The organism is Pseudomonas fluorescens (genome assembly GCF_902498195.1).
GTDB lineage: Bacteria > Pseudomonadota > Gammaproteobacteria > Pseudomonadales > Pseudomonadaceae > Aquipseudomonas > Aquipseudomonas fluorescens_BU.
The window spans coordinates 1,033,495-1,058,831 of sequence record NZ_CABVIY010000002.1 but is presented as its reverse complement, the minus strand read 5'-3'; the positions used below and the strand labels follow the sequence as shown (position 1 = coordinate 1,058,831).

20 protein-coding genes are annotated in these 25,337 nt (G+C 61.1%); 8 read left to right on the top strand and 12 right to left on the bottom strand.

Annotated features, from left to right (window positions below; genetic code table 11):
• Positions 1 to 198: 198 nt before the first annotated feature.
• Positions 199 to 2,853 (bottom strand): DNA gyrase subunit A, encoded by a 2,655-nt coding sequence (gyrA, locus tag F8N66_RS10410; protein ID WP_150770068.1) that lies wholly within the window; start codon positions 2,851 to 2,853, stop codon positions 199 to 201.
• Between the two features lie 424 nt (positions 2,854 to 3,277).
• Positions 3,278 to 4,354, bottom strand: a complete 1,077-nt coding sequence (mtnA, locus tag F8N66_RS10405; RefSeq protein ID WP_150770067.1) for an S-methyl-5-thioribose-1-phosphate isomerase — start codon at positions 4,352 to 4,354, stop codon at positions 3,278 to 3,280.
• 108 nt (positions 4,355 to 4,462) lie between these two features.
• Here mtnA and F8N66_RS10400 point away from each other — a divergent pair, with 108 nt between their 5' ends.
• The 5 genes from F8N66_RS10400 (at position 4,463) to F8N66_RS10380 (ending at position 9,258) form a co-directional block, all read left to right on the top strand.
• A complete protein-coding gene (locus F8N66_RS10400) occupies positions 4,463 to 5,794 on the top strand; it encodes a TRZ/ATZ family hydrolase (protein WP_150770066.1) in 1,332 nt (443 codons plus the stop codon).
• Positions 5,795 to 5,856: 62 nt separating this feature from the next.
• Complete coding sequence (ubiG, locus tag F8N66_RS10395) at positions 5,857 to 6,555, top strand: bifunctional 2-polyprenyl-6-hydroxyphenol methylase/3-demethylubiquinol 3-O-methyltransferase UbiG (protein WP_007973655.1); 699 nt, start codon at positions 5,857 to 5,859, stop codon at positions 6,553 to 6,555.
• A gap of 4 nt (positions 6,556 to 6,559) precedes the next feature.
• Entirely contained in the window at positions 6,560 to 7,231 is a 672-nt protein-coding gene (gene mupP, locus F8N66_RS10390; RefSeq protein WP_150770065.1) for an N-acetylmuramic acid 6-phosphate phosphatase MupP, read from the top strand.
• Positions 7,232 to 7,405: 174 nt separating this feature from the next.
• Entirely contained in the window at positions 7,406 to 8,146 is a 741-nt protein-coding gene (locus F8N66_RS10385; protein ID WP_015093975.1) for a YciK family oxidoreductase, read from the top strand.
• Positions 8,147 to 8,331: 185 nt separating this feature from the next.
• Complete coding sequence (locus F8N66_RS10380) at positions 8,332 to 9,258, top strand: GGDEF domain-containing protein (RefSeq protein ID WP_150770064.1); 927 nt, start codon at positions 8,332 to 8,334, stop codon at positions 9,256 to 9,258.
• A 138-nt stretch (positions 9,259 to 9,396) separates the two neighbouring features.
• On the opposite strand, the gene F8N66_RS10370 is transcribed toward F8N66_RS10380, so the two are convergent.
• From F8N66_RS10370 to F8N66_RS10340, 7 genes are all read right to left on the bottom strand, one after another.
• The gene (locus F8N66_RS10370) at positions 9,397 to 10,158 is read right to left on the bottom strand and encodes a TenA family transcriptional regulator (protein WP_412070726.1); all 762 of its coding nucleotides are present in this window, start codon (positions 10,156 to 10,158) and stop codon (positions 9,397 to 9,399) included.
• Positions 10,159 to 10,236: 78 nt separating this feature from the next.
• Positions 10,237 to 12,696 carry an EAL domain-containing protein gene (locus F8N66_RS10365; RefSeq protein WP_150770062.1) on the bottom strand — a complete coding sequence of 820 codons (2,460 nt, stop codon included), beginning with the start codon at positions 12,694 to 12,696 and terminating at the stop codon, positions 10,237 to 10,239.
• Between the two features lie 150 nt (positions 12,697 to 12,846).
• A complete protein-coding gene (locus tag F8N66_RS10360; protein ID WP_150770061.1) occupies positions 12,847 to 14,664 on the bottom strand; it encodes an ABC transporter ATP-binding protein in 1,818 nt (605 codons plus the stop codon).
• Positions 14,657 to 15,295 carry a DsbA family protein gene (locus F8N66_RS10355; protein ID WP_150770060.1) on the bottom strand — a complete coding sequence of 213 codons (639 nt, stop codon included), beginning with the start codon at positions 15,293 to 15,295 and terminating at the stop codon, positions 14,657 to 14,659. Before F8N66_RS10355 ends, F8N66_RS10360 begins: the two co-directional genes overlap by 8 nt.
• A gap of 3 nt (positions 15,296 to 15,298) precedes the next feature.
• On the bottom strand, positions 15,299 to 16,240 hold the full coding sequence (locus tag F8N66_RS10350) for a rhodanese-related sulfurtransferase (RefSeq protein ID WP_150770059.1): 942 nt from the start codon (positions 16,238 to 16,240) through the stop codon (positions 15,299 to 15,301).
• 164 nt (positions 16,241 to 16,404) lie between these two features.
• Positions 16,405 to 16,701, bottom strand: coding sequence for a BolA family protein (locus F8N66_RS10345; RefSeq protein WP_150770058.1), 297 nt, complete (start codon positions 16,699 to 16,701; stop codon positions 16,405 to 16,407).
• 12 nt (positions 16,702 to 16,713) lie between these two features.
• Positions 16,714 to 17,235 (bottom strand): DUF2059 domain-containing protein, encoded by a 522-nt coding sequence (locus F8N66_RS10340; RefSeq protein WP_150770057.1) that lies wholly within the window; start codon positions 17,233 to 17,235, stop codon positions 16,714 to 16,716.
• Between the two features lie 192 nt (positions 17,236 to 17,427).
• On the opposite strand from F8N66_RS10340, the gene F8N66_RS10335 reads away from it, so the two are divergent.
• Complete coding sequence (locus tag F8N66_RS10335; RefSeq protein WP_150770056.1) at positions 17,428 to 18,822, top strand: class II fumarate hydratase; 1,395 nt, start codon at positions 17,428 to 17,430, stop codon at positions 18,820 to 18,822.
• Between the two features lie 96 nt (positions 18,823 to 18,918).
• On the opposite strand, the gene F8N66_RS10330 is transcribed toward F8N66_RS10335, so the two are convergent.
• Positions 18,919 to 19,878, bottom strand: a complete 960-nt coding sequence (locus tag F8N66_RS10330) for a DMT family transporter (RefSeq protein WP_150770055.1) — start codon at positions 19,876 to 19,878, stop codon at positions 18,919 to 18,921.
• Positions 19,879 to 20,088: 210 nt separating this feature from the next.
• On the opposite strand from F8N66_RS10330, the gene F8N66_RS10325 reads away from it, so the two are divergent.
• Complete coding sequence (locus F8N66_RS10325; RefSeq protein ID WP_150770054.1) at positions 20,089 to 20,283, top strand: DUF6316 family protein; 195 nt, start codon at positions 20,089 to 20,091, stop codon at positions 20,281 to 20,283.
• A 129-nt stretch (positions 20,284 to 20,412) separates the two neighbouring features.
• Here F8N66_RS10325 and F8N66_RS10320 read toward each other — a convergent pair whose 3' ends face one another.
• Together F8N66_RS10320 and pap are read right to left on the bottom strand one after the other, a co-directional pair.
• Complete coding sequence (locus F8N66_RS10320; RefSeq protein WP_150770053.1) at positions 20,413 to 21,597, bottom strand: thiolase family protein; 1,185 nt, start codon at positions 21,595 to 21,597, stop codon at positions 20,413 to 20,415.
• Between the two features lie 102 nt (positions 21,598 to 21,699).
• The gene (gene pap, locus F8N66_RS10315) at positions 21,700 to 23,214 is read right to left on the bottom strand and encodes a polyphosphate:AMP phosphotransferase (RefSeq protein ID WP_150770052.1); all 1,515 of its coding nucleotides are present in this window, start codon (positions 23,212 to 23,214) and stop codon (positions 21,700 to 21,702) included.
• 139 nt (positions 23,215 to 23,353) lie between these two features.
• Here pap and mnmC point away from each other — a divergent pair, with 139 nt between their 5' ends.
• Positions 23,354 to 25,336 carry a bifunctional tRNA (5-methylaminomethyl-2-thiouridine)(34)-methyltransferase MnmD/FAD-dependent 5-carboxymethylaminomethyl-2-thiouridine(34) oxidoreductase MnmC gene (mnmC, locus tag F8N66_RS10310; protein ID WP_150770051.1) on the top strand — a complete coding sequence of 661 codons (1,983 nt, stop codon included), beginning with the start codon at positions 23,354 to 23,356 and terminating at the stop codon, positions 25,334 to 25,336.
• Position 25,337 lies beyond the last annotated feature (1 nt).

Below are 25,337 nucleotides of genomic sequence, written 5' to 3'. Positions count from 1 at the left end.
GTGGTATCACGCTATCAATCTGTAGGAGCTGTCGAGCGAAGCGAGGCTGCGATCTTTTAGTGCTGAAGAAGAAGCAAAGGCCAGATCAAGAGATCGCAGCCTCGCTTCACTCGACAGCTCCTACCAAAAAAACAATTCCACAGTTTCCGGAGGACAAACAACAAGGGGGCGAATTTTCATCCGCCCCCTCGTGTCCACTTACTCTTGTGGTTCTTCGTCAGCGGCGGCGTCGAGTTGCTGGTCTTCTGCGGCGTCGTCGATCACGACTTCGCCCTCGAACACCGCACCCTCTTCACCTTCAAAGTCCTCACCCTCGACTTCCGACGGCTCCTGGACCCGCTCAAGGCCGACCAGGGTTTCATCCTTGGCCAGTTTGATCAGGGTCACGCCCTGGGTGTTACGACCCAGGCTGGAGACTTCGTCGACGCGGGTACGAACCAGGGTGCCCTGGTCGGAAATCAGCATGATTTCCTCACCGTCGAGCACCTGGACCGCGCCGACCAGACGGCCGTTACGCTCGTTGCTGACCATGGCGATTACGCCCTGACCGCCACGCTTGTACTCAGGGAACTCGGTGATCGCCGTACGCTTGCCATAGCCACGCTCGGACGCGGTGAGGATCTGGCTGCCTTCTTCCGGGATCAGCATGGAAATCAGCTTCTGGCCTTCCGGCAGACGCATGCCGCGAACACCGCGGGCGGTACGGCCCATGGCGCGAACGTCGGATTCCTTGAAGCGCGTGACCTTGCCGCCATCGGAGAACAGCATGACTTCACGCTCGCCATCGGTGATGGCAGCCGAAATCAGCACGTCGCCTTCGTCCAGCTCCAGCGCGATCAGACCAACGCTGCGTTGACGGCTGAAGGATTCCAGCGGGGTCTTCTTCACGGTGCCGTTGGCGGTGGCCATGAAGATGTAGTGACCTTCGGTGTATTCCTCGACCGGCAGCATGGTGGTGATGTATTCACCGTCATCCAGCGGCAGCAGGTTGACCAGCGGACGACCACGGGCCGCGCGCGATGCTTCAGGGATTTCGTAGGTTTTCAGCCAGTACACCTTGCCCTTGCTGGAGAACAGCAGCAGCGTGGTGTGGCTGTTGGCAACCAGCAGGTGAGCGATGTAGTCCTCATCCTTGACGCCGGTCGCTGACTTGCCTTTACCGCCACGACGCTGGGCCTGGTACGCAGCCAGCGGCTGGGTCTTGGCATAGCCACCGTGGGAAATGGTCACGACGCGCTCTTCTTCCGGGATCATGTCACCCAGGGTCAGGTCGAGACGGGCATCGAGGATCTCGGTGCGGCGCACGTCGCCGTATTCGGCACGGATCACTTCCAGCTCTTCGCGGATCACTTCCATCAGGCGCGTGGCGCTGTTGAGGATGCGGATCAGCTCGCCGATCTGGTTGAGGATCTCTTGATACTCGGCCAGCAGCTTTTCGTGTTCCAGGCCGGTCAGGCGGTGCAGACGCAGTTCCAGAATGGCTTGCGCCTGCTCTGGCGACAGGAAGTACTTGCCTTCACGCAGGCCGTATTGCGGGTCCAGGGTCTCTGGACGGCAAGAGTCAGCACCGGCGCGCTCGACCATCGCAACCACCGCAGAGGATTCCCACGGAGTGCTGACCAGCGCTTCCTTGGCTTCCGACGGGGTTGGCGAGGCCTTGATCAGGGCGATGACCGGGTCGATGTTCGACAGGGCGACGGCCTGGCCTTCCAGGATGTGACCGCGCTCGCGCGCCTTGCGCAGTTCGAACACGGTACGACGGGTCACGACTTCGCGGCGGTGACGAACGAAGGCTTCCAGCAGGTCCTTGAGGTTCAGGATCCGCGGACGGCCGTCGATCAGCGCGACGATGTTGATACCGAACACCGCTTGCAGCTGGGTCTGGGCGTAGAGGTTGTTGAGGATGACCTCAGGCACTTCGCCGCGACGCAGCTCGATCACGACGCGCATACCGTCCTTGTCGGACTCGTCGCGCAGCTCGGTGATGCCTTCGAGTTTCTTCTCCTTGACCAGCTCGGCGATCTTCTCGATCAGACGGGCCTTGTTCAGCTGGTAAGGGAGTTCGGTGATGACGATCTGCTGGCGGCCACCGACCTTGTCGATGTCTTCGATCGTCGAGCGGGCGCGCATGTAAATGCGGCCGCGACCGGTGCGGTAGGCTTCGATGATGCCGGCGCGACCGTTGATGATCGCGGCGGTCGGGAAGTCCGGACCGGGGATGTATTGCATCAGCTCGTCGACGGTCAGCTCGGGGTTGTCGATGAGCGCCAGGCAACCGTCGATGACTTCACCGAGGTTGTGCGGCGGGATGTTGGTCGCCATGCCCACGGCGATACCGCTGGAGCCGTTGACCAACAGGTTGGGAATACGGGTCGGCATGACCGCCGGGATCATTTCGGTGCCGTCGTAGTTCGGCACCCAGTCCACGGTTTCCTTGTGCAGGTCAGCCAGCAGCTCGTGCGCCAGCTTGGTCATGCGCACTTCGGTGTATCGCATGGCCGCGGCGTTGTCGCCGTCCACCGAACCGAAGTTGCCCTGACCGTCGACCAGCAGGTAGCGCAGCGAGAATGGCTGCGCCATCCGAACGATGGTGTCGTACACCGCGGTATCACCGTGCGGGTGATACTTACCGATCACGTCACCGACAACACGGGCAGATTTCTTGTACGGCTTGTTGAAGTCGTTACCCAGCTCGCTCATCGCGAACAGCACACGCCGGTGCACGGGCTTCAAGCCATCGCGCGCATCCGGCAGTGCCCGACCGACAATTACGCTCATCGCGTAGTCGAGGTAGGACTGCTTCAGCTCGTCTTCGATATTGACCGGGAGGATTTCTTTGGCCAGTTCGCCCATGAGAAGCCTGATTCCTTTTTCTGGTGAAACTCCGTCACATCCATATGGGACGAACGAAGCTCGCCGCTGCAGGCTGAGTGCCATGCACCGACTTACGACAAATCAACGAGTTATGCCATGGATCTGCGCAGTAAAGGTCGCCCCATCGGACAACCCTGGAAACCGCCGGATGTTATCACAAGAGCCGCCACGCACCTATCCCCCTGATGCGCATGGAGTGTAGTTAGTTGACTGGTGGCAGGCTTGAAGGGGACCAGAGAGGCTTAGAGCCGTGTTGAATGCAGTTTTTGGGGTCGGATGACGGCTGTTTGTTGACTTTAGGCCCCCTTCGCGAGCAAGCCCGCTCCCACATTGGATGGGTGCACTCGGTCCAATGTGGGAGCGAGCTTGCTCGCGAAGGCGATTTTTCAGACGCAACAAAGCGTCAATGCAGACGCTTACGGCACATCAACTGCGCCATCTTCGCCGTATCCGGGCGCTCGACGATGCCTTTTTCGGTAACGATGGCATCGATCAAATCCGCAGGCGTCACGTCAAACACCGGGTTGAACGCATCGACCTCAGCCCCGACCCGCTTGCCACCGACTTCCAGCAGCTCGCGACCGTCGCGCTCTTCAATCGGGATGTCATCGCCACTGGCCAGGTGCATGTCGATGGTCGAACTCGGCGCCACCACCATGAAACGCACGCCGTGGTGCATCGCGTTGACGGCCAGTTGATAGGTGCCGATCTTGTTCGCCACATCGCCATTGGCGGTAATCCGGTCCGCGCCCACGATCACCCAGGTGATGCCCTTGGTTTTCATAATGTGAGCGGCGGCGGAGTCGGCATTGAGGGTCACCGGGATGCCTTCGTTGGCCAGCTCCCAGGCGGTAAGCCGCGAACCCTGCAACCATGGACGGGTTTCGTCGGCATAGACACGCTCGACCATGCCCTCGATGAAGGCACCGCGAATCACCCCCAGCGCCGTGCCGAAGCCACCAGTGGCCAGTGCGCCGGTATTGCAGTGAGTGAGGATCGCCTGGGCATTGCCCTGATGCTTGCGGATCAGGTCGACCCCCAGTTGGGCCATGGTCAGGTTGGCTTCGCGATCACTTTCATGAATGGCAATGGCTTCGGCTTCGAGCGCCGCCAGCGGGTCCGCCTGACTTTTCAGGCGATCGAGCCGATCGTGCATCCGCCCCAGGGCCCAGAACAGATTGACCGCCGTGGGACGGGAGTCGGCCAGCAGCGCGAAATCTTCTTCCAGCGCCGCATACCAATCGCCCCCCTCAGCAATCCTGGCGCGGGCTGCCAGCACGATGCCATAGGCCGCACTGATGCCAATCGCCGGCGCGCCACGCACTACCATCGAGCGAATGGCCTCGGCCACGCCAGCGGCACTGGTGTAGGCAATCCAGGTTTCCTCGAACGGCAAAATGCGCTGATCCAGCAGATACAGGGCACCATCACGCCAATCGATGGCCTTCACCTTCTCCGCAGCCAACAGTCGATCGCGCATCCCACACCCCGCACTCATGAACAAAAGCCGCCGATTATAGCGATCCCCCCGCGAAGACGCTCGGGTATACTTCGCCATCCTTTATAAAAGCACTGGAACCGACCCTCGATGCCGAACACTGCCGCTGCGCTCGACCTGTTATTGCTGCCGACCTGGCTGGTACCCGTCGAACCCGCTGGTGTAGTCCTCAAGGATCATGGCCTGGGCATCCGCGACGGGCGCATCGTTTTCATCGGCCCACGGTCCGCCGCCCTGAAGCTTAACGCAACCGAAACCCGCGAACTGCCGGACATGTTGCTCAGCCCCGGCCTGATCAATGCCCATGGGCATGCGGCGATGACGCTGTTTCGCGGCCTGGCCGATGACCTGCCCTTGATGACCTGGCTGGAAAACCATATCTGGCCCGCCGAAGCCAAATGGGTCGACGAGGATTTTGTGCGTGACGGCACCGACCTGGCTATCGCCGAGCAGCTCAAAGGCGGCATCACCTGTTTCTCTGACATGTACTTCTTCCCGAAGGTTGCCAGCGAACGCGTACACAACAGCGGCATTCGTGCGCAAATCGCCATTCCGATCCTCGACTTCCCGATCCCCGGCGCCAGCACGGCGGACGAAGCCATTCGTCAGGGCGTAGAGCTGTTTGGCGATCTCAAGCACCACGAGCGCATCAAAATCACCTTCGGCCCCCATGCACCCTACACCGTGGGCGATGAAAACCTGGAAAAAATCCGGGTGATCGCCGAAGAACTGGACGCTTCGATCCACATGCACGTGCACGAAACCGCCTTCGAAGTGCAGCAATCGGTTGAACAGCGCGGCGAACGCCCACTGGCCCGCCTCGCTCGTCTGGGCCTGCTGGGACCGCGCTTCCAGGCCGTGCACATGACCCAGATCAGCGAGGAAGACCTGGCGCTGCTGGTAGAAAGCAATACCAGTGTCATTCATTGCCCGGAATCGAACCTGAAGCTCGCCAGCGGTTTCTGCCCGGTGGAGCGTTTGTGGCAAGCCGGGGTCAATGTGGCCGTGGGTACCGATGGCGCCGCCAGCAACAACGACCTGGACCTGCTGGGAGAAACCCGCACCGCCGCGCTGCTGGCCAAGGCCGTCGCTGGCTCCGCCACCGCGCTGGATGCCCATCGCGCGCTGCGCATGGCCACCCTCAACGGCGCTCGCGCCCTGGGGATCGAGGCCGAGGTGGGCTCGCTGGAAATCGGCAAGGCCGCCGACATCGTGGCCTTCGACCTCTCCGGCCTGGCCCAGCAACCGGTCTACGACCCGGTTTCCCAGCTTATATATGCCACCGGCCGGGACTGTGTGAAACACCTGTGGGTCGCCGGCAAGCACCTGCTTGACGACCGCCGACTGACTCGCCTGGATGAAGAGCAGCTGGTCTCCAGCGCCAGGGCCTGGGGCCTGCGCATCAGCGGCCGCACCGAATAGTAAGCCCCTCGGACTCATCTCCGGGGCAACAGGATTTTTCAAGTTTTTCGAGGACTTAAACCATGAGCAACGTTGACTACGCCGAAATCGCCAAATTCGAGGCCCTGGCCCATCGCTGGTGGGACCGCGAAAGCGAATTCAAACCGCTACACGATATCAACCCGCTGCGGGTCAACTGGATTGACGAGCGCGTCAACCTGGCCGGCAAGAAGGTCCTCGACGTCGGTTGCGGCGGCGGCATCCTCAGCGAAGCCATGGCCCAGCGCGGCGCCACCGTGACGGGCATCGACATGGGGGAGGCACCGCTGGCGGTCGCCCAACTGCATCAGCTGGAGTCCGGGGTGAACGTTGAATACCGGCAGATCACCGCCGAAGCCCTGGCCGAAGAAATGCCGGAGCAGTTCGACGTGGTCACCTGCCTGGAAATGCTCGAGCACGTACCGGACCCCTCCTCGGTGATCCGCGCCTGCTTCCGCATGGTCAAGCCCGGCGGCCAGGTATTCTTCTCCACCATCAACCGCAACCCGAAGGCGTACCTGTTCGCCATCGTGGGCGCCGAATACATCATGAAACTGTTGCCCCGCGGCACCCATGATTTCAAGAAATTCATCCGCCCTTCCGAACTCGGCGCCTGGAGTCGCATGGCGGGCCTGACCGTCAAGGACATCATCGGCCTGACCTACAACCCGCTGACCAAGCACTACAAACTGGCGGCCGACGTCGACGTCAACTACATGATCCAGACCCTGCGCGAGGAGTAAGGCGATGCGTATCAGAGCAGTTCTTTTCGACATGGACGGCACCCTGCTCGACACCGCGCCGGACTTCATCGCGATCTGTCAGGCGATGCGTGCCGACCGTGGCTTGCCGCCCATGAATGACAAACACATCCGCGATGAAATCTCCGGCGGCGCCAAGGCGATGGTCGCGGTGACCTTCGCCATGGACCCGGAGTCGCCGGGTTTCGAGGCACTGCGCCTGGAATTCCTGGAGCGCTACCTGGCGGGTTGCGCAGTCCACAGCAAACTGTTCGACGGCATGGGCGAACTGCTGGCGGACATCGAGAAGGCCAACCTGATCTGGGGCGTGGTCACCAACAAGCCATTGCGCTTCGCCGAGCCGATCATGCAGCAACTGGGCCTGGCCGAGCGCTCGGCACTGCTGATCTGCCCGGATCACGTGAAGAACAGCAAGCCGGACCCGGAGCCATTGATCCTGGCCTGCAAGATGCTCGACCTGGACCCCGCCAGCGTGTTGTTCGTGGGCGATGACCTGCGCGACATCGAATCGGGCCGCGATGCCGGCACCCGGACCGCAGCCGTGACCTTCGGCTATATCCACCCGGATGATAATCCGCGGCATTGGGGCGCGGATGTGGTGGTCGATCATCCGCTGGAGTTGCGCAAGGTATTGGATAGCGCCCTCTGTAGCTGCTGAGATCCGGTCTCGGATTCCGGGAATGCGGCGTAAATGCTGACGCCTTCGCGCGCAAGCCCGCTCCCACAGGGAGCGAGGTGTTGATACATTTTTGTATCCACCACAAAACCTGTGGGAGCGGGCCTGCCCGCGATTGGCCGCGCCGCGATCTGTCTTCTGTTTTGTGAGGTTTTTATGTTTGATTACTCCGCCCGCCCCGAACTGCTCAAGGACCGGGTCATTCTCGTCACAGGCGCCGGCCGTGGCATCGGCGCAGCTGCCGCCAAAACCTACGCCGCCCACGGCGCGACCGTGTTGCTGCTGGGCAAGACCGAAGCCAACCTGACCCAGGTCTACGACGAAATCGAAGCGGCCGGTCATCCGCAACCGGCCGTGATCCCGTTCAACCTGGAAACCGCCCTGCCCCATCAATACGATGAGCTGGCAGCAATGATCGAGAACGAATTCGGCCACCTCGACGGCTTGCTGCACAATGCCTCGATCATTGGCCCGCGCACGCCGATCGAGCAGCTCTCCGGCGAGAACTTCATGCGCGTGATGCAAGTCAACGTCAACGCCATGTTCATGCTCACCAGCACCCTGCTGCCATTGCTCAAGCTGTCCCAGGATGCCTCGGTGGTATTCACCTCCAGCAGCGTCGGGCGCAAGGGGCGCGCGTACTGGGGCGCTTACGGCGTCTCCAAGTTTGCCACCGAGGGCTTGATGCAAACCCTGGCCGACGAAGTCGACACCGTCGCGCCCGTGCGCTCCAACAGCATCAACCCGGGCGCCACACGTACCAGCATGCGTGCGCAGGCTTACCCAGGGGAAAACCCGCTGAACAATCCCACGCCCGAGGAGATCATGCCGGTCTACCTGTACCTGATGGGTCCGGACAGCACCGGTATCAACGGCCAGGCATTCAACGCCCAATAATGCCGTACGTCGCTTTTGTGCCGCGCCGACTTGCCGTCGCGGCACTTGAGCCACCTTTTCTTATACAAAGCAGATTAAACTTGTACGAAATGTCCTACGGGACTGACGGACCAGTATGACGCGCAGCCCAAAGCCGCTCTCACCCAGCTTGTAAGACAGCCTTACTGCTCAAGGGCGCACGCCATATGAAATCACCTTCCCAGACCAACGCAATTGATTTTGACAGCGCCAAATTGCAACGCCTGGGCTTTGGTCAGCAGCAACCCGTTCTGGAAAGGCCAGTCAGCCTTGCGCAATTGCGCCAGCAACTGAGCATGCAGCTGCAAACCAGTCTTGAGCCACAACGTATCCTCGGTTTGTTCTTCCGCGAAATCCAGCGCCTCGTACCGCTCGATGCCTTGAGCTACGAACACAAGAGCAGCGACCTGCACCTGGAGTTCGGCCAGCGCGGCCACCACTCAATCACCTACATCCTCAGTCATGAAGGCGAGCATCTGGGTGAGCTGGTGTTTCGCCGCAACCAGCGTTTCAGCGAGCAGGAACAAGGCAATCTCGAGTCACTGCTGGCCGCGCTGCTCTACCCGATGCGCAACACCCTGCTCTATCGTGCCGCGACCCAAAGCGCCCTGCGTGATCCGCTCACGGACACCGGCAATCGCATCGCCATGGACCAGACGCTGGAGCGGGAGATCGAGGTCTCCCGTCGTCACCAGCAACCCCTGTCGTTGTTGATGCTGGACATCGATCACTTCAAGTCGATCAACGACACGCACGGGCACGGCGTCGGCGATGAGGTGCTCAAAGCGGTCGCCGCCTCGATAAAAAACCAGTTGCGCAACGTGGACATGGTGTTTCGCTTCGGCGGGGAAGAGTTTCTGATCGTGCTGTCCAGCACACCCCGTGAAGCCGCCGCGATGGTCGGTGAGCGGTTGCGGTTTGCGGTGCAAGCGCAGCAATACATCGCCGACGACCGCTCGATCGAACTGACCATCAGCCTTGGCTGTTCGACCCTGCTGCCCGGCGAGTCGGCCGAGAGCCTGGTACGACGCGCCGACAATGCGCTGTACATCGCAAAGCGCGAGGGGCGCAACCGGTTGACGATGGCGGGTTGAATGCAGCAACACCGCAAACCAAATGTGGGAGCGGGCTTGCTCGCGAAAGGGGTTTGACACTCAACAATGATGTTGATTGAAAGACCGATTTCGCGAGCAAGCCCGCTCCCACCGTTTTTTATTGCGTGTTACCCAGAATCAGCTCTCTGCCAGCGCCAACCGCTCACGGGCTACAGGCGCTCTTTCCGCGAGCTCCATTTGCATGCATCGCTCCAGGAACAGATACATGTAGTCGTAGCTTTTGCACACGGCCTGGCGCAGCTCCCCCTGCAAGGCTTTGCTCGGGTTCAGGCCCGCCAGCGTGCAGATGATTTCCAGGGCTTCCCACGGGTGCGCATCATCGTACTGCGCATGCATCTTCAGCCACTTCATTGCGCGCTTGCGATCTTCTTCAGGGAAGGACGCGGCGTACACGCCGCTGGAACAGACCAGCGCCGACCATTCTCCGGTCGCGCCCTCAATGGCGTAGTTGGTGGCGGCAATGCCCACGATCAGCGAATCCGCCGAACTTGTGTGCCAGCACCAGTGGCTCAAGGCGTGAAGCTCCGGTGCCACCTGTTGCGCCTGCAGATCCTCCAGGCTGACACCGTGAGCCCGGCTCCAGTGCACCCAGTAATCGGCATGGTTCAATTCGACGCGAATGTTGCGCATCAGCCAGCGACGCGCCATGTCTTCACCCGGATGACGGGCAAAGCGGGTCTTGGTGAGGTTTTGTGCCATGTATAACGCGAACTGTTCGACCACCGGCCAGCCACCGATCAGGTACTGACGCATGGTCTTTGCACTGAGCTTGTTGTCACGCATGCGCTGATACAGTTCGTGTTCGACAACCCGGCGCTTGCTCTCGCTGCAATCCTGGATCAGGCGCTGAGCCCAGGCAGGATAACTTGCAGCTTCCATGAGGGGTCCGGTTCGGTTGAATGTGTCGATCACTGTCGAGCTCCTTTTGATTGTGATTGTAATGACCGGCAAGAGGCTTCAACGGAACGTGCCAGGGGCCCTGAACAACAAAGGCTGGGGCCTGGCAGGACGACTTTGCAAACTGTCGCAGGTAAACAATTGCGGGCGTTCTATGACATACCCCTGAGCGTAATCCACCCCGATCTCCAGCAATGCCTGCTCGATCTGGGGTGTCTCGACAAACTCGGCAATCGTGCGTTTACCCATGACATGACCGATGTGATTGATCACTTCGACCATGGCGCGGTTAATCGGGTCGTCCAGCATATCCTTTACGAAACTCCCATCGATCTTCAAGAAGTCTACAGGCAAATGTTTCAGATAAGCGAATGAGGACATACCGGCGCAAAAGTCATCCAAAGAGAAGTAACAACCTAAGCCTTTGAGCTCATTGATAAATCTAATTGCACTACCCAAATTGGAAATTGCGCTGGTTTCAGTGATTTCAAAACAAATCATTTCAGGTGGAATCGAATACGTAACAAACTGTTCCCGCAAAAAGTCGAGGAACGCCTCGTCTCCAATGGTTGTGCCTGACAGATTGATCGCACACATCGCCAAGGGGCCTTTGCGCTTTTCGGCCATGCCCTGGGCAATGATCCGGAAAACGTGCTCCACCACCCAGCGGTCAATGGAGGTCATCAATCCATAACGTTCGGCGGCCGGGATAAAACTGTCGGGGAGGATCATGCGGCCGGCTTCATCATGCAGGCGCAACAGGATTTCGATATGCCCACCGTCCTTCTCAGTGCTGCCCAGCGGCGCGATTTCCTGGGCGTACAGGCAGAAGCGGTCCTCTTCCAGCGCCATGTGCAAGCGCTGCACCCAGGCCATTTCACCAAAGCGCAGGGACAACTCCGAATCGTCCGGATGATAAACCTGGACCCGGTTGCGTCCCTTTTCCTTGGCCATGTAGCAGGCCATGTCGGCCGCACGCAATGAGGCTTCGAGGGTGGTCGGGTTCTGCGCCACATGGACCAGGCCGATACTCACGGTTGTCACGAATGGCCGACCCTTCCAGACAAAGTGCAGGTTCTGCACAGTCTGGCGCAGTCCTTCGGCAATTTTTTCCGCCGCGTCCAGCCCACAGTTCTCCAACAGAATGCCGAACTCGTCGCCGCCGAGACGGGCCAGCGTATCGCCCTCGCGCAGACCGGATTGCAGCAATGCGCAGATATGCCGCAGCAACTCGTCACCCGCCGCATGGCCGCAGGTGTCGTTCACCAACTTGAATTGATCCAGATCGAGGAACATCAAGGCATGGCGCCCCGGCTGCCGCGTCAGGTTGTGCAGCGCCTGTTCCAGGCGATACTCGAACTCCCGGCGATTGGCCAGGCCGGTCAGGGCGTCGTGGGTCGCCTGCCAGGACAGATTGGCGATGTATTGCCGTTCCTGGGTCATGTCGTGCAGGACCAGTACGGTGCCGCTGACCTTGCCGGCATTGCGGATTGGCGCGCCCACCAGTGTGACCGACACCGTGCTGCCGTCCAGGCGCTGGATCAATTTGGAATGCTCGCTGCCACCGCTGAGCTGGCCACTCAAAATGCGTTCGATCAGGGTAAAACCATCGGTCTGCGCATTCTCGTCCAACAGATTGAACAGCGCCGCCAGGGGCAAGCCGGTCGCCTGTTCCGCCTTCCAGTGGGTCATCGCCTCGGCCGCCGGGTTCATGTAGGCGATGGCGCCCGCCACATCGGTGGTGATGACCCCGTCGCCGATCGATTGCAGGGTGATCTGTGCCCGGTCCTTTTCCAGCTGCAGGGCGTCGGCAAAGGCATGGCGCTGCTTGAGCAGTTTATGGGTGCGCATCAGGGCCAGCGCAATCAAACCCAGGGCGGTGGCGAGGTTAGTCACCAGCAGCAGACGAAGAATCACCCGCGACCCCTCGCCCAAGGCATCGCTGAAGGCTTTCGCCGCCGGTGTCACCTCGTCGTTGATCGCGAAGATCTGCTCCTTCCAGCGCTGGATATCGACATCGGATGCCGGGCTGGTGGTGATGTGCTGGTACATGTCCTGCGCAACGTCATCAAGCTTGACCAGGTACGCGTCCCCTACGGTCCAGAGGTCGATGGCTTTTTCGAGGTAGCTGAAATGACGGAAATTGAGGTACAGCCAGATCAGGCTGGAGACGTCATCGGGATGGTTGCCACCCTTGAGGATCGCCGCGCGTGCCGCTTCGATATCGGGTGGCTGGTGATCCAGCGCCACACGCAATTCGTGCCCGCCCTGGGGCACGGCAATGGCGGTCTGGTATTTCTGGAAAATCCCTTCATCGCCACTGTCGGCGTAGAGATTGAGGTAATAGATGGCGTCTTTCTGGCCCTTGGACCACAGGCTTTCGCCGGCAACGTAGCCACGAACGGCGGAAAGTACATAAAGGCTGACGCCACCGAGCAAGGCCTGGAACAGCACGACGGCAATAAATGGCCAGACGATGCCCAACAACCGTGGCGTTCCGAGAGTCCGCGTTTGATTCATGTGGTCCCTTGCATTAGCACTGCTTGATCGTCTTCCGGACGAAATCGCTACAGCTAGACTAGGGGGCGTTCGTGATCCCGGCAAGTACGAAACCTGCAGCCTGAGCGCCCAATGCACCGGACCTGAACCCGAGGCAAACATTAACCGCCATCAGTGCTGCTGCAAATGCCCGTAAAGCTTGGCGTACAACCCGCCATCGGCGATCAACTGCTGATGGTCGCCGTCTTCGGCAATTTGCCCGCCATCGAACACCAGCACGCGGTCGGCCTGCTTCACCGCCGACAACCGGTGCGCAATGATCAGCGTGGTGCGGTGGCTCAGAAACCGCGCCAGGGCCTGGTGCAGGTTATATTCAGTCGCCGCGTCCAGCGCAGAGGTGGCTTCGTCGAGGATCACCACCTTGGGGTCGGCCAGCACCATCCGCGCAATCGCCAGGCGCTGGCGCTGACCACCGGACAGGCGCACCCCGGAACGCCCGACGATGCTGTCCAGGCCATTGGGCAATTCGCGGATCGTGGCGTGCAACTGGGCGATTTCCAGTGCCTGCCAGCAGGCTTCGTCACTGCGTTCGCGGCCCATGGTCAGGTTGGCGCGCACCGTGTCGTTGAACAGCGCCGGGTGTTGCAGGACCACGGCAACATTTTCCCGCACGGTCTCCAGGCCGATCTCCTGCTGGGTCGAGCCACCGAAGCGGATAGTCCCGGCGAGCGGTGTGTACAAGCCCAGCAGCAGTTGCACCAGCGTGCTCTTGCCGCCACCGCTGGCACCGACGATGGCGACTTTCTCACCTGGGGCGATGGACAGGTTCATCTGGTTGAGCACCAGCTCGTCTCCGTAACCGAAACTCAAGCCCTGGACCTCGATACCCACCGTCTCTCGACCGTTGAACGGGTCGACGCCGTTGGGGTACTCCGGCTCATCGGCGCGGGCCAGCAATTCGTTGATTCGCGACAGCGCACCGCCCGCGGCGTAGTAGGCATATTGCAGGTTCAGCAGCTGCTCCACCGGACCGATCATGAACCACAGGTAGCTGAACACCGCGAGCATCTGGCCAATGGACAAGTCGGAAAACAGCACGGTGAGCATGGCGGCGGCGCGAAAAATATCGATGCCGAACTGAAACAGCAAACCGCTGGCGCGGTTAGACGCGTCGGTTTTCCACTGCGAACTGACCGCGTAGTCGCGCACTTCCCTGGCGCGCAGGCCCAATCGGCCAAGGAAAAAGCCCTGGCGGTTACCGGCGCGGACTTCCTGGATCGCGTCCAGGGTTTCGGTCAATGCCTGGGTGAAGCGCGAGGTGCTGTCATTCTCGAGCTTCTTCAGGTGCTTGACCCGCTTGCCCAATTGCACCGTGGCGTAGATCACCAGCGGGTTGAACAACAGAATCAGCAGCGCCAGCTTCCAGTGCATCCACATCAGGATCCCGGCGGTACCGACCAGTGTCAGCATCGCCACGAGGAAACGACTGAGGGTTTCGCCGACGAATTTGTCCAGGGTATCCAGGTCGGTGACCAGGTGCGTAGTCACGGTGCCACTGCCCAGGCTTTCGTATTCACCGAGGGAGATGCGTTTAAGTCGCTCGATCAGGCGGATGCGAATGCGGTAGACGATGTCCTTGGCCAACGCGGCGAACAACCGCGCCTGCACCACGTTGAACAGCAGTGCCGCGCAACGCAGGGCCAGCGTCACCAGCAGCATCAGGCCGATGTACCCGGCGGCTTTTTGCCAGACCTCGGGCAGTGCCAGGTTCATGATTTTCAACGCGGCGTCGCCATGCCCCAGCAGCACTTCGTCCACCAGCAACGGCAGGAGCAACGGGATCGGGACGCTGCACAGGGTGGCCAGCACGGCCACGCCATTGGCGATCCACAGGGATTTCTTGTGATGGAGGGCCAGGCGGCGGATTTCCGCCCAGCTCAAGCGGTCGACACGTTTTACAGTGGGTGCATCGTCAGGCAGGTCATGCACAGGCAGCGCGCTCCAGCCAGCGGCCGAGCAGCGGGGACAACACACTGAGCGGTTGATAGCCATTGGTCAGCAGCGCCAATTGCCCATTTCGCTCAGCCAGCAAGGTAGGGAAGCCGGCTATACCCAGGTCTTGGACCCAGGTGAAATCGGCCGAGGTAGCGGCGTGCGTATCGGCACGATCGAACGCGGCGGCGAATTCAATGCGCGGCACGCCAGCCTGTTCAGCCAACTCCACCAGAACGCTGGCGTGGGTGACATCGCGGCCTTGCGCGTAAAACGCATGTTGAATCAACCCGAGCAGTTTCCACGCGCAATCTGGCGCCAGGCCACGTGCCGTCACCAGCGCCCGGCAGGCCGGTTCGGTGTCGTAGACGAACCCTTCGGGCAAGGCACCGTCCAGTTTGAATGGCTGGCCGGTGGCCTCGGTGACGGCCTGCCAGTGCTCCAGGATGTAGCGGCGGGTGGACGGCTCCAGCGCCGAACCACTGCCGGTGCGCAAACCGCCCACCACCAGGTGCACGTCCACACCGGCTGCCGCCGCCTGCTCGACCAATGCATTGGCCACCGGAGCAAAGCCCCAGCACCAGGAACACATGGGGTCCATCACATAGAGCAGGCGGGATGCGGACATGGTTCAGGCCTCGGAGGATGCTTGCTTATAGTTGTAGCCGATCGGGTGAGGCATGTTGCGCGCCTTGGCCAGTTCGATCTGCTTTTGCCGGTCGATGGCACTGCGACGGGTTTTCTCGCTCAGGCTGTTCCAGCAATGCGGGCAGCTGACGCCAGCCACGTAATGCTCGGAAGCGCGATCTTCGACGCTGACCGGTGTGCGGCAGGCATGACATTGATCGTAGTCGCCTTCGCTCAGGTCGTGGCGAACCGTCACACGGTTATCGAACACGAAGCAGTCGCCCTGCCACTTGGTTTCTTCCTGAGGCACCTCTTCGAGGTACTTCAGGATGCCGCCCTTGAGGTGGTAGACCTCGTCGAAGCCTTCGCTGAGCATGTAGCTCGAAGCCTTTTCGCAACGAATGCCGCCGGTGCAGAACATCGCGACCTTCTTGTGCACGGCCGGATCGAAGTTGGCTTTGATATAGTCAGGAAATTCGCGAAAACTGGTGGTTTTCGGATCGATCGCGCCTTCGAAGGTGCCGATCGACACTTCGTAGTCGTTGCGGGTATCGATCAACAACACTTCGGGATCGTTGATCAACGCGTTCCAGTCCTGCGGATCAACGTAGGTGCCGACCTTTTTGTTCGGGTCCACGCCTTCGACGCCCAGGGTCACGATTTCTTTCTTGAGCTTGACCTTGGTGCGGTAGAACGGCTGCTCGTCGCAGAACGATTCCTTGTGGTCGATATCGTCCATGCGCGGGTCGTTCTTGAGCCAGGCCAACAGCCCGTCGATGCCTTCGCGGCTGCCGGACACGGTGCCGTTGATGCCTTCTTCGGCAATCAGCAGCGTGCCTTTGATGCCGTTGTCGACCATTGCTTGCAGCAGGGGCTCGCGCAGGGCGACGTAATCTTCCAGGGTGACGAACTTATACAGTGCCGCCACGACAATCTGTTGTGTCATGGGTAAATCTCCAGGTGGCTACCCTCGCAAAGGGTGAACCGGATGCGAAAAAAAACGCGCCGGGTGAGCGGCGCGTTACGCATTCTACCAAAAAGATCGCAGCCTGCGGCAGCTCCTACATGGGAATGCGTATTCCTGTAGGAGCTGCCGAAGGCTGCGATCTTTTAATGACCGCCACCGGCACAAGTCGGCGAAGCCGGAGCCGCGTCGATCTGCGCCCATTCCTGCGGCGTGTAGGTATGCAGCGCCAACGCATGGAATTCGCCCATCAGCTCGCCGAGCGTGCCGTAGACTTTCTGGTGGCGCTTGACGCGATTGAGCCCTTCGAACTGCTGACTGACCACCACGGCCTTGAAATGGGTCTGCAACCCGCGGCTGTGCATGTGGCTTTCATCCAGCACTTGCAGGTGCTCGGGCTGCAGCAGGCCCAGCGTCGATTCGATGCGTTGTTGCATGGTCATGCCGAACTCCGCTTAAGGCTTTTTCTTGGCCGGTGCGGCGCCTTTCGGCTCCAGCTCGGCGGTCATGTCAGCCAGCAATTTGTTGACAACAGGCACCGCGCTTTCGAGCTTGGCCTGGGTCATCTGGGCCGATTGCTGGGTCAGCTGCGGCATTTTTTCCAGGACTTTCTTGCCCAGTGGCGACTGGTAGAACGCAACCAGGTCCTTGAGCTCGGATTCAGTGAAGTTGGTGGTGTAGAGCTTGACCATGTCCGGTTTCAGCTTGTTCCAGCCAATGGCCTGGTCCAGCGCGGCGTTGGCCTTGGCCTGGTAGGTTTCCAGAACGGCTTTTTTCGATTCCGGGGCTTTGGTTTGCTGGAAGCGCTGGGCGAACATCTGCTGCACTTGCATGTACACCGGCGTGCCCAATTTGTCAGCATGCGCCAGGGTCAGGAAGGCCTCGGCACTGGCGTTGTGGCTGGCGGTGTCGGCAAAGACCTGGCCGCTGGCACAAACCAATGCAACCGCGGTACAGATGGCACGAAGACGAGTCATCGAGTTTCCTTTTCTAGCAGGCGAGGTAAAACCCCAAGGACGACCATTCTGCGCCTAAAAAAGTGTGTCACTCAACCCCAAGCCTTGTCGCGCCTGATTTAGAGGGGTTCAATGGTCAGAATCCATACCGATGGAACCGCGGCCGTCGATCACGGCCTAAACTGCGCAATCAGACCTACAGGAGTGTGACCGATGAGCCGTATCGAAACCGACAGCCTTGGCCAGGTTGAAGTCCCGGAAGAAGCCTACTGGGGCGCTCAGACGCAACGCTCGCTGGTCAACTTTGCCATCGGCACCGAACGCATGCCGCTGGCAGTGCTGCACGGCCTGGCGCTGATCAAGAAAGCCGCGGCACGGGTCAACGACCGCAATGGCGATCTGCCCGCCGACATCGCCCGGCTGATAGAACAAGCGGCCGACGAAGTGCTCGACGGCAACCATGACGACCAGTTCCCATTGGTGGTCTGGCAGACCGGCAGCGGCACCCAGAGCAACATGAACGTCAACGAAGTCATCGCCGGACGCGCCAATGAACTGGCCGGCAACCCGCGCGGCGGCAAGTCCCCGGTGCACCCCAACGATCACGTCAATCGCTCGCAGAGTTCCAACGACTGCTTCCCCACCGCCATGCACATCGCCGCCGCCCAGGCGGTGCAGCAGCATCTGCTGCCGGCGATCAGCGAATTGTCGGGCGGACTGGCCGAGCTGTCGGCCCGCCACATGAAGCTGGTCAAGACCGGGCGCACGCACATGATGGACGCGACACCGATTACCTTTGGCCAGGAAATCTCGGCGTTCATCGCGCAACTGGATTACGCCGAACGGGCGATCCGCAGTGCCCTGCCGGCGGTGTGCGAACTGGCCCAGGGCGGTACGGCGGTCGGCACCGGGCTGAATTCGCCCCACGGTTTCGGCGAGGCCATCGCCGCCGAGCTGGCCGCCCTTTCCGGCCTGCCGTTCATCACCGCGCCGAACAAGTTTGCCGCGCTGGCCGGGCATGAGCCGCTGACCACGCTGTCCGGCGCGCTGAAAACACTCGCCGTGACCCTGATGAAAATCGCCAACGACCTGCGCCTGCTGGGTTCCGGGCCACGTGCCGGTTTCGCCGAAGTGAAGTTGCCGGCCAACGAACCGGGCAGTTCGATCATGCCCGGCAAGGTCAACCCGACGCAGTGCGAAGCGCTGTCGATGCTGGCGTGCCAGGTCTTGGGCAACGACGTGGCCATCGGTTTCGCCGCCAGCCAGGGTCACCTGCAACTGAACGTGTTCAAACCGGTGATCATCCACAACCTGCTGCAATCGATCCGCCTGCTGGGCGATGGCTGCAGCAACTTCCAGCAGCATTGCATCGCCGGCCTGGAGCCGGACGCCGGGAAAATGGCTGAACACCTGGAACAGGGGTTGATGCTGGTGACGGCGTTGAACCCGCACATTGGCTATGACAAGTCGGCGGAAATTGCCAAGAAGGCTTACAGCGAAGGGCTGACGCTGCGCGCGGCGGCGTTGCAGCTGGGGTATCTGACGGATGAGCAGTTTGATGCCTGGGTGCGGCCGGAGAATATGCTGGAGGCTGGGGCCAAGGGCTGAGATTTGTAGCGCCCGACAATCCGTCTTCGCGAGCAAGCCCGCTCCCACATTGAACTATGTGGGAGCGGGCTTGCTCGCGAAGAACGATGACGCGGTCTAACTGGCCGCCATCCGCACTTTCCGGGCCTTCAACCCGGCAATCAACGACGGCCCCAACGCCACCAGCGCCGACCCCAGCACCACCAGCACCGCCCCGCCATACCCCAGACCATTGATGGTCTCGGCATGCACATATTCCGGCCACCACCAGGCCGCCAACGCCACGGCACCTAAGGTCACCAACGGCGTGATCGCCAGCGTCGCGCTGACCCGCGAAGCTTCCCAGTGGGCCAGGGCCTCGGCAAAGGCACCATAGGCAATCAGGGTGTTCATGCAGCACGCCAGCAGCAGCCAGCCTTGCAACGGATTCAGTTGCAGCGCTTCCAGCGGGTGCACCCAGGGCGTGAGCAGTAACCCGCAGAACAGGTAGATCACCATCATCACCTGCAACGAATTCCATACCGTCAGCAACTGCTTTTGCCCAAGGGCATAAAAGGTCCAGACCGTTGACGCCAACAGCACCAGCAGCACCCCGGCGGTGTAATCGGTCAACGAGGTCAGCAGCTCACTCAGGCGCTGATTGAAAAACAGGGCGAAACCGATCAACAGCACCAGCAGGCCAATCCCCTGCCCCACACTGAAATGCTCCTTGAACACAAAGACGCTGGCGATCAGCAACATGATGGGCCCCATCTGTACCACCAGCTGCGCCGTGCCAGGGCTGAGCAGGTTCAGGCCCATCAGGTACAGCACGTAGTTGCCCACCAGGCCGAGCACCGCCATCAACACCAGCCAGCCGCCACGCGGCCCCAGCACCTTGCGACTGGGCAGGCGTCTGGTCGCCGCCAGGTAAATGAACAGGCAGCCACCGGACACCATCAAGCGAAACCAGGTCACCGTGACGGGGTCCATCACCAGCAACACCTGTTTGAGCTTGATCGGCAAAATCCCCCACAGCAGCGCGGTCAGCAAGGCCAGGAACAGACCGTAAACCCAGCGACCGGATGAAATGTGCATGCGAACCCCAAAGCCAAGTGTCAAGAACCGACATTCTAGGCGCACTGTCGTGTGGCACACAGGGACAGTTGGCCTCTGGCCGCGAATGAAACTGTGCAGGTCGCATCATGAAATTGGCGGTATGCCGTCGATCCGATAGTCAGGCACCGCAAGTGGTTCATGCATAAGCTGATTGGATCCACTTATCGAAACATCCCGCAGGAGATCGCCATGTACGGCATGCGCGCCCAGGACAACGCCCCCGCCACGCACTTTCGCAGTGACCGGTTGTGTCGGGTGAATGGGGAGCTGTATTTCAGCACGCGGGAAAACACCCTGGAGGGGCCGTTTGTCAGTGCCGAGGTGGCAGCGCGGGAGATTGAGGCCTATATCGGGCGGATGCAGCGTTCGAGCATGAACAGGTAAACCGGGTCGCTGCGTTCGCGAGCAAGCCCGCTCCCACTTTTGACCCCGCCCTCACATCGGAATGCGGAAAAATGTGGGAGCGGGCTTGCTCGCGAAAACTATCTCAGACACTGCTCACTACTTTGACTGTCAGCGCACCGCTTCAAACAACCCTGTAGCCCCCATCCCGCCGCCCACACACATGGTCACGATGCCGTAGCGCAGGTTGCGCCGCTGCAACTCGCGAACAATGTGCCCTACCTGACGCGAACCGGTCATGCCGAAGGGGTGACCGATGGAGATCGAGCCGCCATTGACGTTGTATTTGTCGTTGTCGATTTCCAGCCGATTGCGCGCGTACAGGCACTGCGAGGCGAACGCTTCGTTGAGCTCCCACAAATCGATGTCGGCCATCTGCAAGCCCTTGGCCTTGAGCAGTTTGGGCACCGAGAACACCGGGCCGATGCCCATTTCATCCGGTTCACAACCGGCCACCGTGAACCCACGGAAGAACGCCTTTGGCTTGAGCCCCAGCTCCAGCGCTTTTTCCAGGCTCATCACCAGGGTCATCGAGGCGCCATCGGACAACTGCGAAGAGTTGCCCGCCGTCACCGAACCGTCTTCGGCGAACACCGGTTTCAACCCGGCCAGGCTTTCCAGCGTGGTATCGGGGCGGTTGCAGTCATCGCGATCGACGAGGCCGTCGAGGATCTGCACCTGGCCCGTGGCCTTGTCTTCGACGCGGTACTTCACGGCCATCGGTACGATTTCATCGTCGAACAGCCCGGCAGCCTGGGTCTGGGCGGTGCGCTGCTGGCTTTGCAGGGCGTACAAGTCCTGTTCTTCGCGAGTCACGCTGTAGCGACGCGCGACGATTTCGGCGGTCTGCCCCATCGGGAAATAGATACCCGGCACCTGCTCCTTGAGCAGCGGGTTGATCAGGTGATCGGTATTGACGCTTTTCATGGTCAGGCTGATCGACTCGACGCCACCGGCGACGATGATGTCGCTGCACCCCGAGGCGATCTGGTTCGCGGCGATGGCGATCGCCTGCAAGCCCGACGAGCAGAAACGATTGAGGGTCATGCCGGCGGTGCCGATGCCCAGGCGCGACAGCACGGCGACGTTGCGCCCGATGTTGAAGCCCTGTGCCCCCTCGTTGGAGCCGGCGCCGACGATGCAGTCCTCGACGCTGGCCGGGTCGATGCCGGTGCGCGCCAGCAGCGCGTTGACGCAGTGCGCGGCCATGTCGTCCGGACGGGTCTGGTTGAACTTGCCGCGAAAGGACTTGGCCAGGCCGGTCCGTACGCTGTCGACGATCACCACTTCACGCATGGCATACCTCATTGTTGTAGTCGGTTGAGAGGAGTCCGAGCATAAGCCCACCCATTTACCGACTGCGACAATCATTCACCCCGCGTATGCGCAACCATCGGCTCAATTCTTGCCCTTGCGCTGATGCTTGTCGGACTTTTCAAACGCCTCTTCCAGCGCACGGTTGATCGTGCGCAAGACTTTGACCCGTGCCCAGCGCTTGTCATTGGCCTCCACCAGGGTCCACGGCGAAATCTCGGTGCTGGTGCGGTCGACCATGTCGCCGACGGCGGCGCGATAGTCATCCCATTTATCGCGGTTGCGCCAATCATCTTCGGTGATCTTGAAGCGTTTGAAGGGGATTTCTTCGCGCGCCTGGAAACGCTCCAGTTGGGTCTGTTTGTCGATGGACAGCCAGAACTTGACCACGATCACGCCGGCATCGCTGACCTGCTCCTCGAAATCGTTGATCTCGCTGTAGGCGCGCAACCAGTCCGCCGGACTGCAAAAGCCCTCGATGCGTTCAACCAGCACCCGTCCATACCAGGAACGGTCGAACACGGTGAACTTGCCCCTTGCCGGGAGGTGTCGCCAGAAACGCCACAGATAAGGCTGCGCCCGTTCCTCCTCCGACGGTGCGGCAATCGGCACGATGTTGTACTGGCGCGGATCCAGTGCCGCCGCCACCCGACGGATCGCCCCGCCCTTGCCCGCGGCATCATTGCCTTCGAACACCGCCACCAGTGCGTGGCGGCGCATGCGCTTGTCGCGCATCAGCCCGGAAAACCGTGCCTGCTCGGTGATCAATTGCTCTTCGTAATCATCCTTGTCCAGGCGCAGGCTCAGGTCGAGGCTGTCGAGCAGGTTCACCTGGTCGACACTGGGGAATACGGGGGCGGCGCTGACTTTTTCCGGGTGAATTTTCGGTCGCTTCAACGCGTTTTGCAGGCCCTCGAGCAGGATCTTGCCCACCACCAGGCTGCGATAATGCGCATCCATCCCGGCGATCACGTGCCACGGCGCATAGTCGCGACTGGTGCGGCGCAGAACGCGTTCGCCGTACTTCACGAACTTGTCGTAGGTTTGCGATTGCTGCCAGTCCAGCGGGCTGATGCGCCAGCTGTGCAGGGGGTCGTCGGCCAATGCCTTGAGGCGCGCCTTCATTTGTTTCTTGGAAAGGTGGAACCAGAACTTGAAGATCAGCGCACCTTCGTCGCACAACATCTTTTCCAGGCGTTCGGCGGCGTTGATCGCCTGATCCAGCCTTGGGTCCTTGAACTCGCCGTGGACCCTGGCTTGCAGCATCTGGCTGTACCAGTTACCGAAAAAAATCCCCATGCGGCCCTTGGCCGGCAGCATCCGCCAATAGCGCCACGCCGGTGGGCGCGCCAGTTCTTCATCGGTTTGCTGATCGAAGGTACGGACCTCGATCAGGCGCGGGTCCATCCATTCGTTGAGCAGCTTGACTGTCTCGCCCTTGCCCGCGCCTTCGATGCCGTTGATCAGGATGATCACCGGGAAGCGCTTCTGCTGCTGCAGTTCGAACTGCGCTTCGAGCAAGGCTTCGCGCAGGGCCGGCACTTCGGCGTCGTAGGTGTCTTTGTCGATGGCGTGGTCGATTTCGGCGGATTCGAACATGGAGGGCTCCCTTCCAGATGTGAGCAAGACTAGCGGATTGGGCAGGTGAACGGCGGGGAAATTCCCGGCGGATGTCGCGCATGCCGTCCCGGTGCCAGCGATCGGCTAGAATGGCCGCCTTGCCGTTGCCGAGCCCGCCATGAAACCTGTAATGCCCCACGCCCAGCTCGACTGGGACGCCCAAGGCCTCCCGCGTTCGCGGGTGTTCGATGATGTGTATTTTTCCGACCTGTCCGGCCTGGATGAAACCCGTTACGTCTTCCTTGAACAGAACGCCTTGCGTGAGCGCTTCGCCGCGTTGCCAGCGGGCGGACGGCTGGTGATTGGCGAGACCGGTTTCGGCACGGGGTTGAATTTCCTGTGTGCCTGGCAGTTGTTCGAACAGCACGCGGTTACCGGTGCGCGACTGCATTTTGTCAGCGTCGAAAAGTACCCGCTGAGCCCCGCCGACCTGCAACGCGCCCTGGCACTGTGGCCGGAACTCAAGGTGTTTGCCGATCAACTGCTGGCGCAATACGTGGCCATTCACCCAGGCTTCCAGCGCCTGGTGCTGGATAACGGCCGGGTGACCCTGACCTTGTTGATCGGCGATGCCCTGGAGCAGCTGCCGCAACTGGACGCGCAGATCGATGCCTGGTTCCTCGACGGATTCGCCCCGGCGAAAAACCCCGACATGTGGACCGCCGAGCTGTTCGCCGAACTCGCCCGGCTGGCGGCCCCCGGTTCGACCATCAGTACGTTCACCAGCACCGGCTGGGTCCGGCGCCTGCTGAATGCCGCCGGCTTCAAGATGAAACGCACACCCGGTATCGGACACAAATGGGAAATCCTGCGGGGCGCGTTCCTTGGCTGGCCCGCGGAAACTGCGCCGCCTGCCCTGGCCAAACCCTGGTTTGCGCGACCGACGCCCCTGACAGGTGAACGCCGCGCCCTGGTGATCGGTGCCGGCCTGGCCGGTTGCGCGACCGCCGCCAGCCTCGCGGCGCGGGGTTGGCAGGTCAGCCTGCTGGAGCGTCACGACGGGCTGGCGCAGGAAGCCTCGGGCAATCCGCAGGGTGTGCTGTATCTGAAGCTGTCGGCCCATGGCACAGCGTTATCGCAGTTGATCGTCAGTGGGTTCGGTTACACCCGGCGCCTGCTCGAACATTTGCAGCGCGGTGTGGACTGGGATGATTGCGGCGTCTTGCAACTGGCGTTCAATGCCAAGGAAGCCGAACGCCAGGCGCAACTGGCGGCAGCGTTTCCCGCCCATTTGCTGCACACGCTCGATCAAACGCACGCCGAGGCTCGCGCCGGCATCGCGCTGCCATCGGGCGGACTGTTTTACCCCGAAGGTGGATGGGTACACCCGCCGGCCCTGTGCCATTGGCAGGCTGCGCAATCGGACATTCAACTGCTGACCCATCACGATGTACTGGAACTGCGTCGCGAGGACGGACGGTGGCAAGCGTGGGATGGCGACAGGCTACTGGCCGATGCGCCCGTGGTGGTGCTGGCCGGAGCCGCCGAGATCAAGCGCTTTACGTACAGCAGCGAGTTGCCCCTCAAACGCATTCGCGGGCAAATCACACGCCTGCCACAAACCGCTGAAAGCCAGGCGCTGAGCACCGTGGTGTGCGCCGAAGGCTATGTCGCGCCAGCTCGAATGGGTGAACACACCCTGGGCGCCAGCTTTGATTTCAACAATGACGACCTGACACCGACAGCGGCCGAGCACGCAGGCAATCTGCACATGCTCGAGGAGATTTCGCCGGACCTGGTCGTGCGGCTGGGCGCGGATGAACTGCAACCTGAAACACTCCAGGGGCGCGCGGCCTTTCGCTGTACCAGCCCGGATTACCTGCCGATTGTCGGACCGCTGGCTGACGCTCCGGCTTTCACCGACGCCTACGGCGTGTTGAGCAAGGATGCCCGGCAGGTTCCGGACACCCCTTGCCCTTGGCTGGACGGCTTGTATGTCAACAGCGGCCACGGTTCGCGAGGGTTGATCACCGCACCGCTGTCAGGTGAGTTGCTGGCTGCCTGGCTGGATGACGAACCGCTGCCATTGCCCAGAGCCGTGGCCGAGGCCTGTCATCCGAATCGATTTGCCCTGCGTCGATTGATTCGCGGCAAGGGGTAAG

Bases quoted from the DNA above. Each gene is read 5' to 3' on its own strand.
- gyrA (WP_150770068.1), bottom strand. From the start codon at position 2,853: ATGGGCGAACTGGCCAAAGAAATCCTCCCGGTCAATATCGAAGACGAG.
- mtnA (WP_150770067.1), bottom strand. From the start codon at position 4,354: ATGCGCGATCGACTGTTGGCTGCGGAGAAGGTGAAGGCCATCGATTGG.
- F8N66_RS10400 (WP_150770066.1), top strand. From the start codon at position 4,463: ATGCCGAACACTGCCGCTGCGCTCGACCTGTTATTGCTGCCGACCTGG.
- ubiG (WP_007973655.1), top strand. From the start codon at position 5,857: ATGAGCAACGTTGACTACGCCGAAATCGCCAAATTCGAGGCCCTGGCC.
- mupP (WP_150770065.1), top strand. From the start codon at position 6,560: ATGCGTATCAGAGCAGTTCTTTTCGACATGGACGGCACCCTGCTCGAC.
- F8N66_RS10385 (WP_015093975.1), top strand. From the start codon at position 7,406: ATGTTTGATTACTCCGCCCGCCCCGAACTGCTCAAGGACCGGGTCATT.
- F8N66_RS10380 (WP_150770064.1), top strand. From the start codon at position 8,332: ATGAAATCACCTTCCCAGACCAACGCAATTGATTTTGACAGCGCCAAA.
- F8N66_RS10370 (WP_412070726.1), bottom strand. From the start codon at position 10,158: ATGGAAGCTGCAAGTTATCCTGCCTGGGCTCAGCGCCTGATCCAGGAT.
- F8N66_RS10365 (WP_150770062.1), bottom strand. From the start codon at position 12,696: ATGAATCAAACGCGGACTCTCGGAACGCCACGGTTGTTGGGCATCGTC.
- F8N66_RS10355 (WP_150770060.1), bottom strand. From the start codon at position 15,295: ATGTCCGCATCCCGCCTGCTCTATGTGATGGACCCCATGTGTTCCTGG.
- F8N66_RS10350 (WP_150770059.1), bottom strand. From the start codon at position 16,240: ATGACACAACAGATTGTCGTGGCGGCACTGTATAAGTTCGTCACCCTG.
- F8N66_RS10345 (WP_150770058.1), bottom strand. From the start codon at position 16,701: ATGACCATGCAACAACGCATCGAATCGACGCTGGGCCTGCTGCAGCCC.
- F8N66_RS10340 (WP_150770057.1), bottom strand. From the start codon at position 17,235: ATGACTCGTCTTCGTGCCATCTGTACCGCGGTTGCATTGGTTTGTGCC.
- F8N66_RS10335 (WP_150770056.1), top strand. From the start codon at position 17,428: ATGAGCCGTATCGAAACCGACAGCCTTGGCCAGGTTGAAGTCCCGGAA.
- F8N66_RS10330 (WP_150770055.1), bottom strand. From the start codon at position 19,878: ATGCACATTTCATCCGGTCGCTGGGTTTACGGTCTGTTCCTGGCCTTG.
- F8N66_RS10325 (WP_150770054.1), top strand. From the start codon at position 20,089: ATGTACGGCATGCGCGCCCAGGACAACGCCCCCGCCACGCACTTTCGC.
- F8N66_RS10320 (WP_150770053.1), bottom strand. From the start codon at position 21,597: ATGCGTGAAGTGGTGATCGTCGACAGCGTACGGACCGGCCTGGCCAAG.
- pap (WP_150770052.1), bottom strand. From the start codon at position 23,214: ATGTTCGAATCCGCCGAAATCGACCACGCCATCGACAAAGACACCTAC.
- mnmC (WP_150770051.1), top strand. From the start codon at position 23,354: ATGAAACCTGTAATGCCCCACGCCCAGCTCGACTGGGACGCCCAAGGC.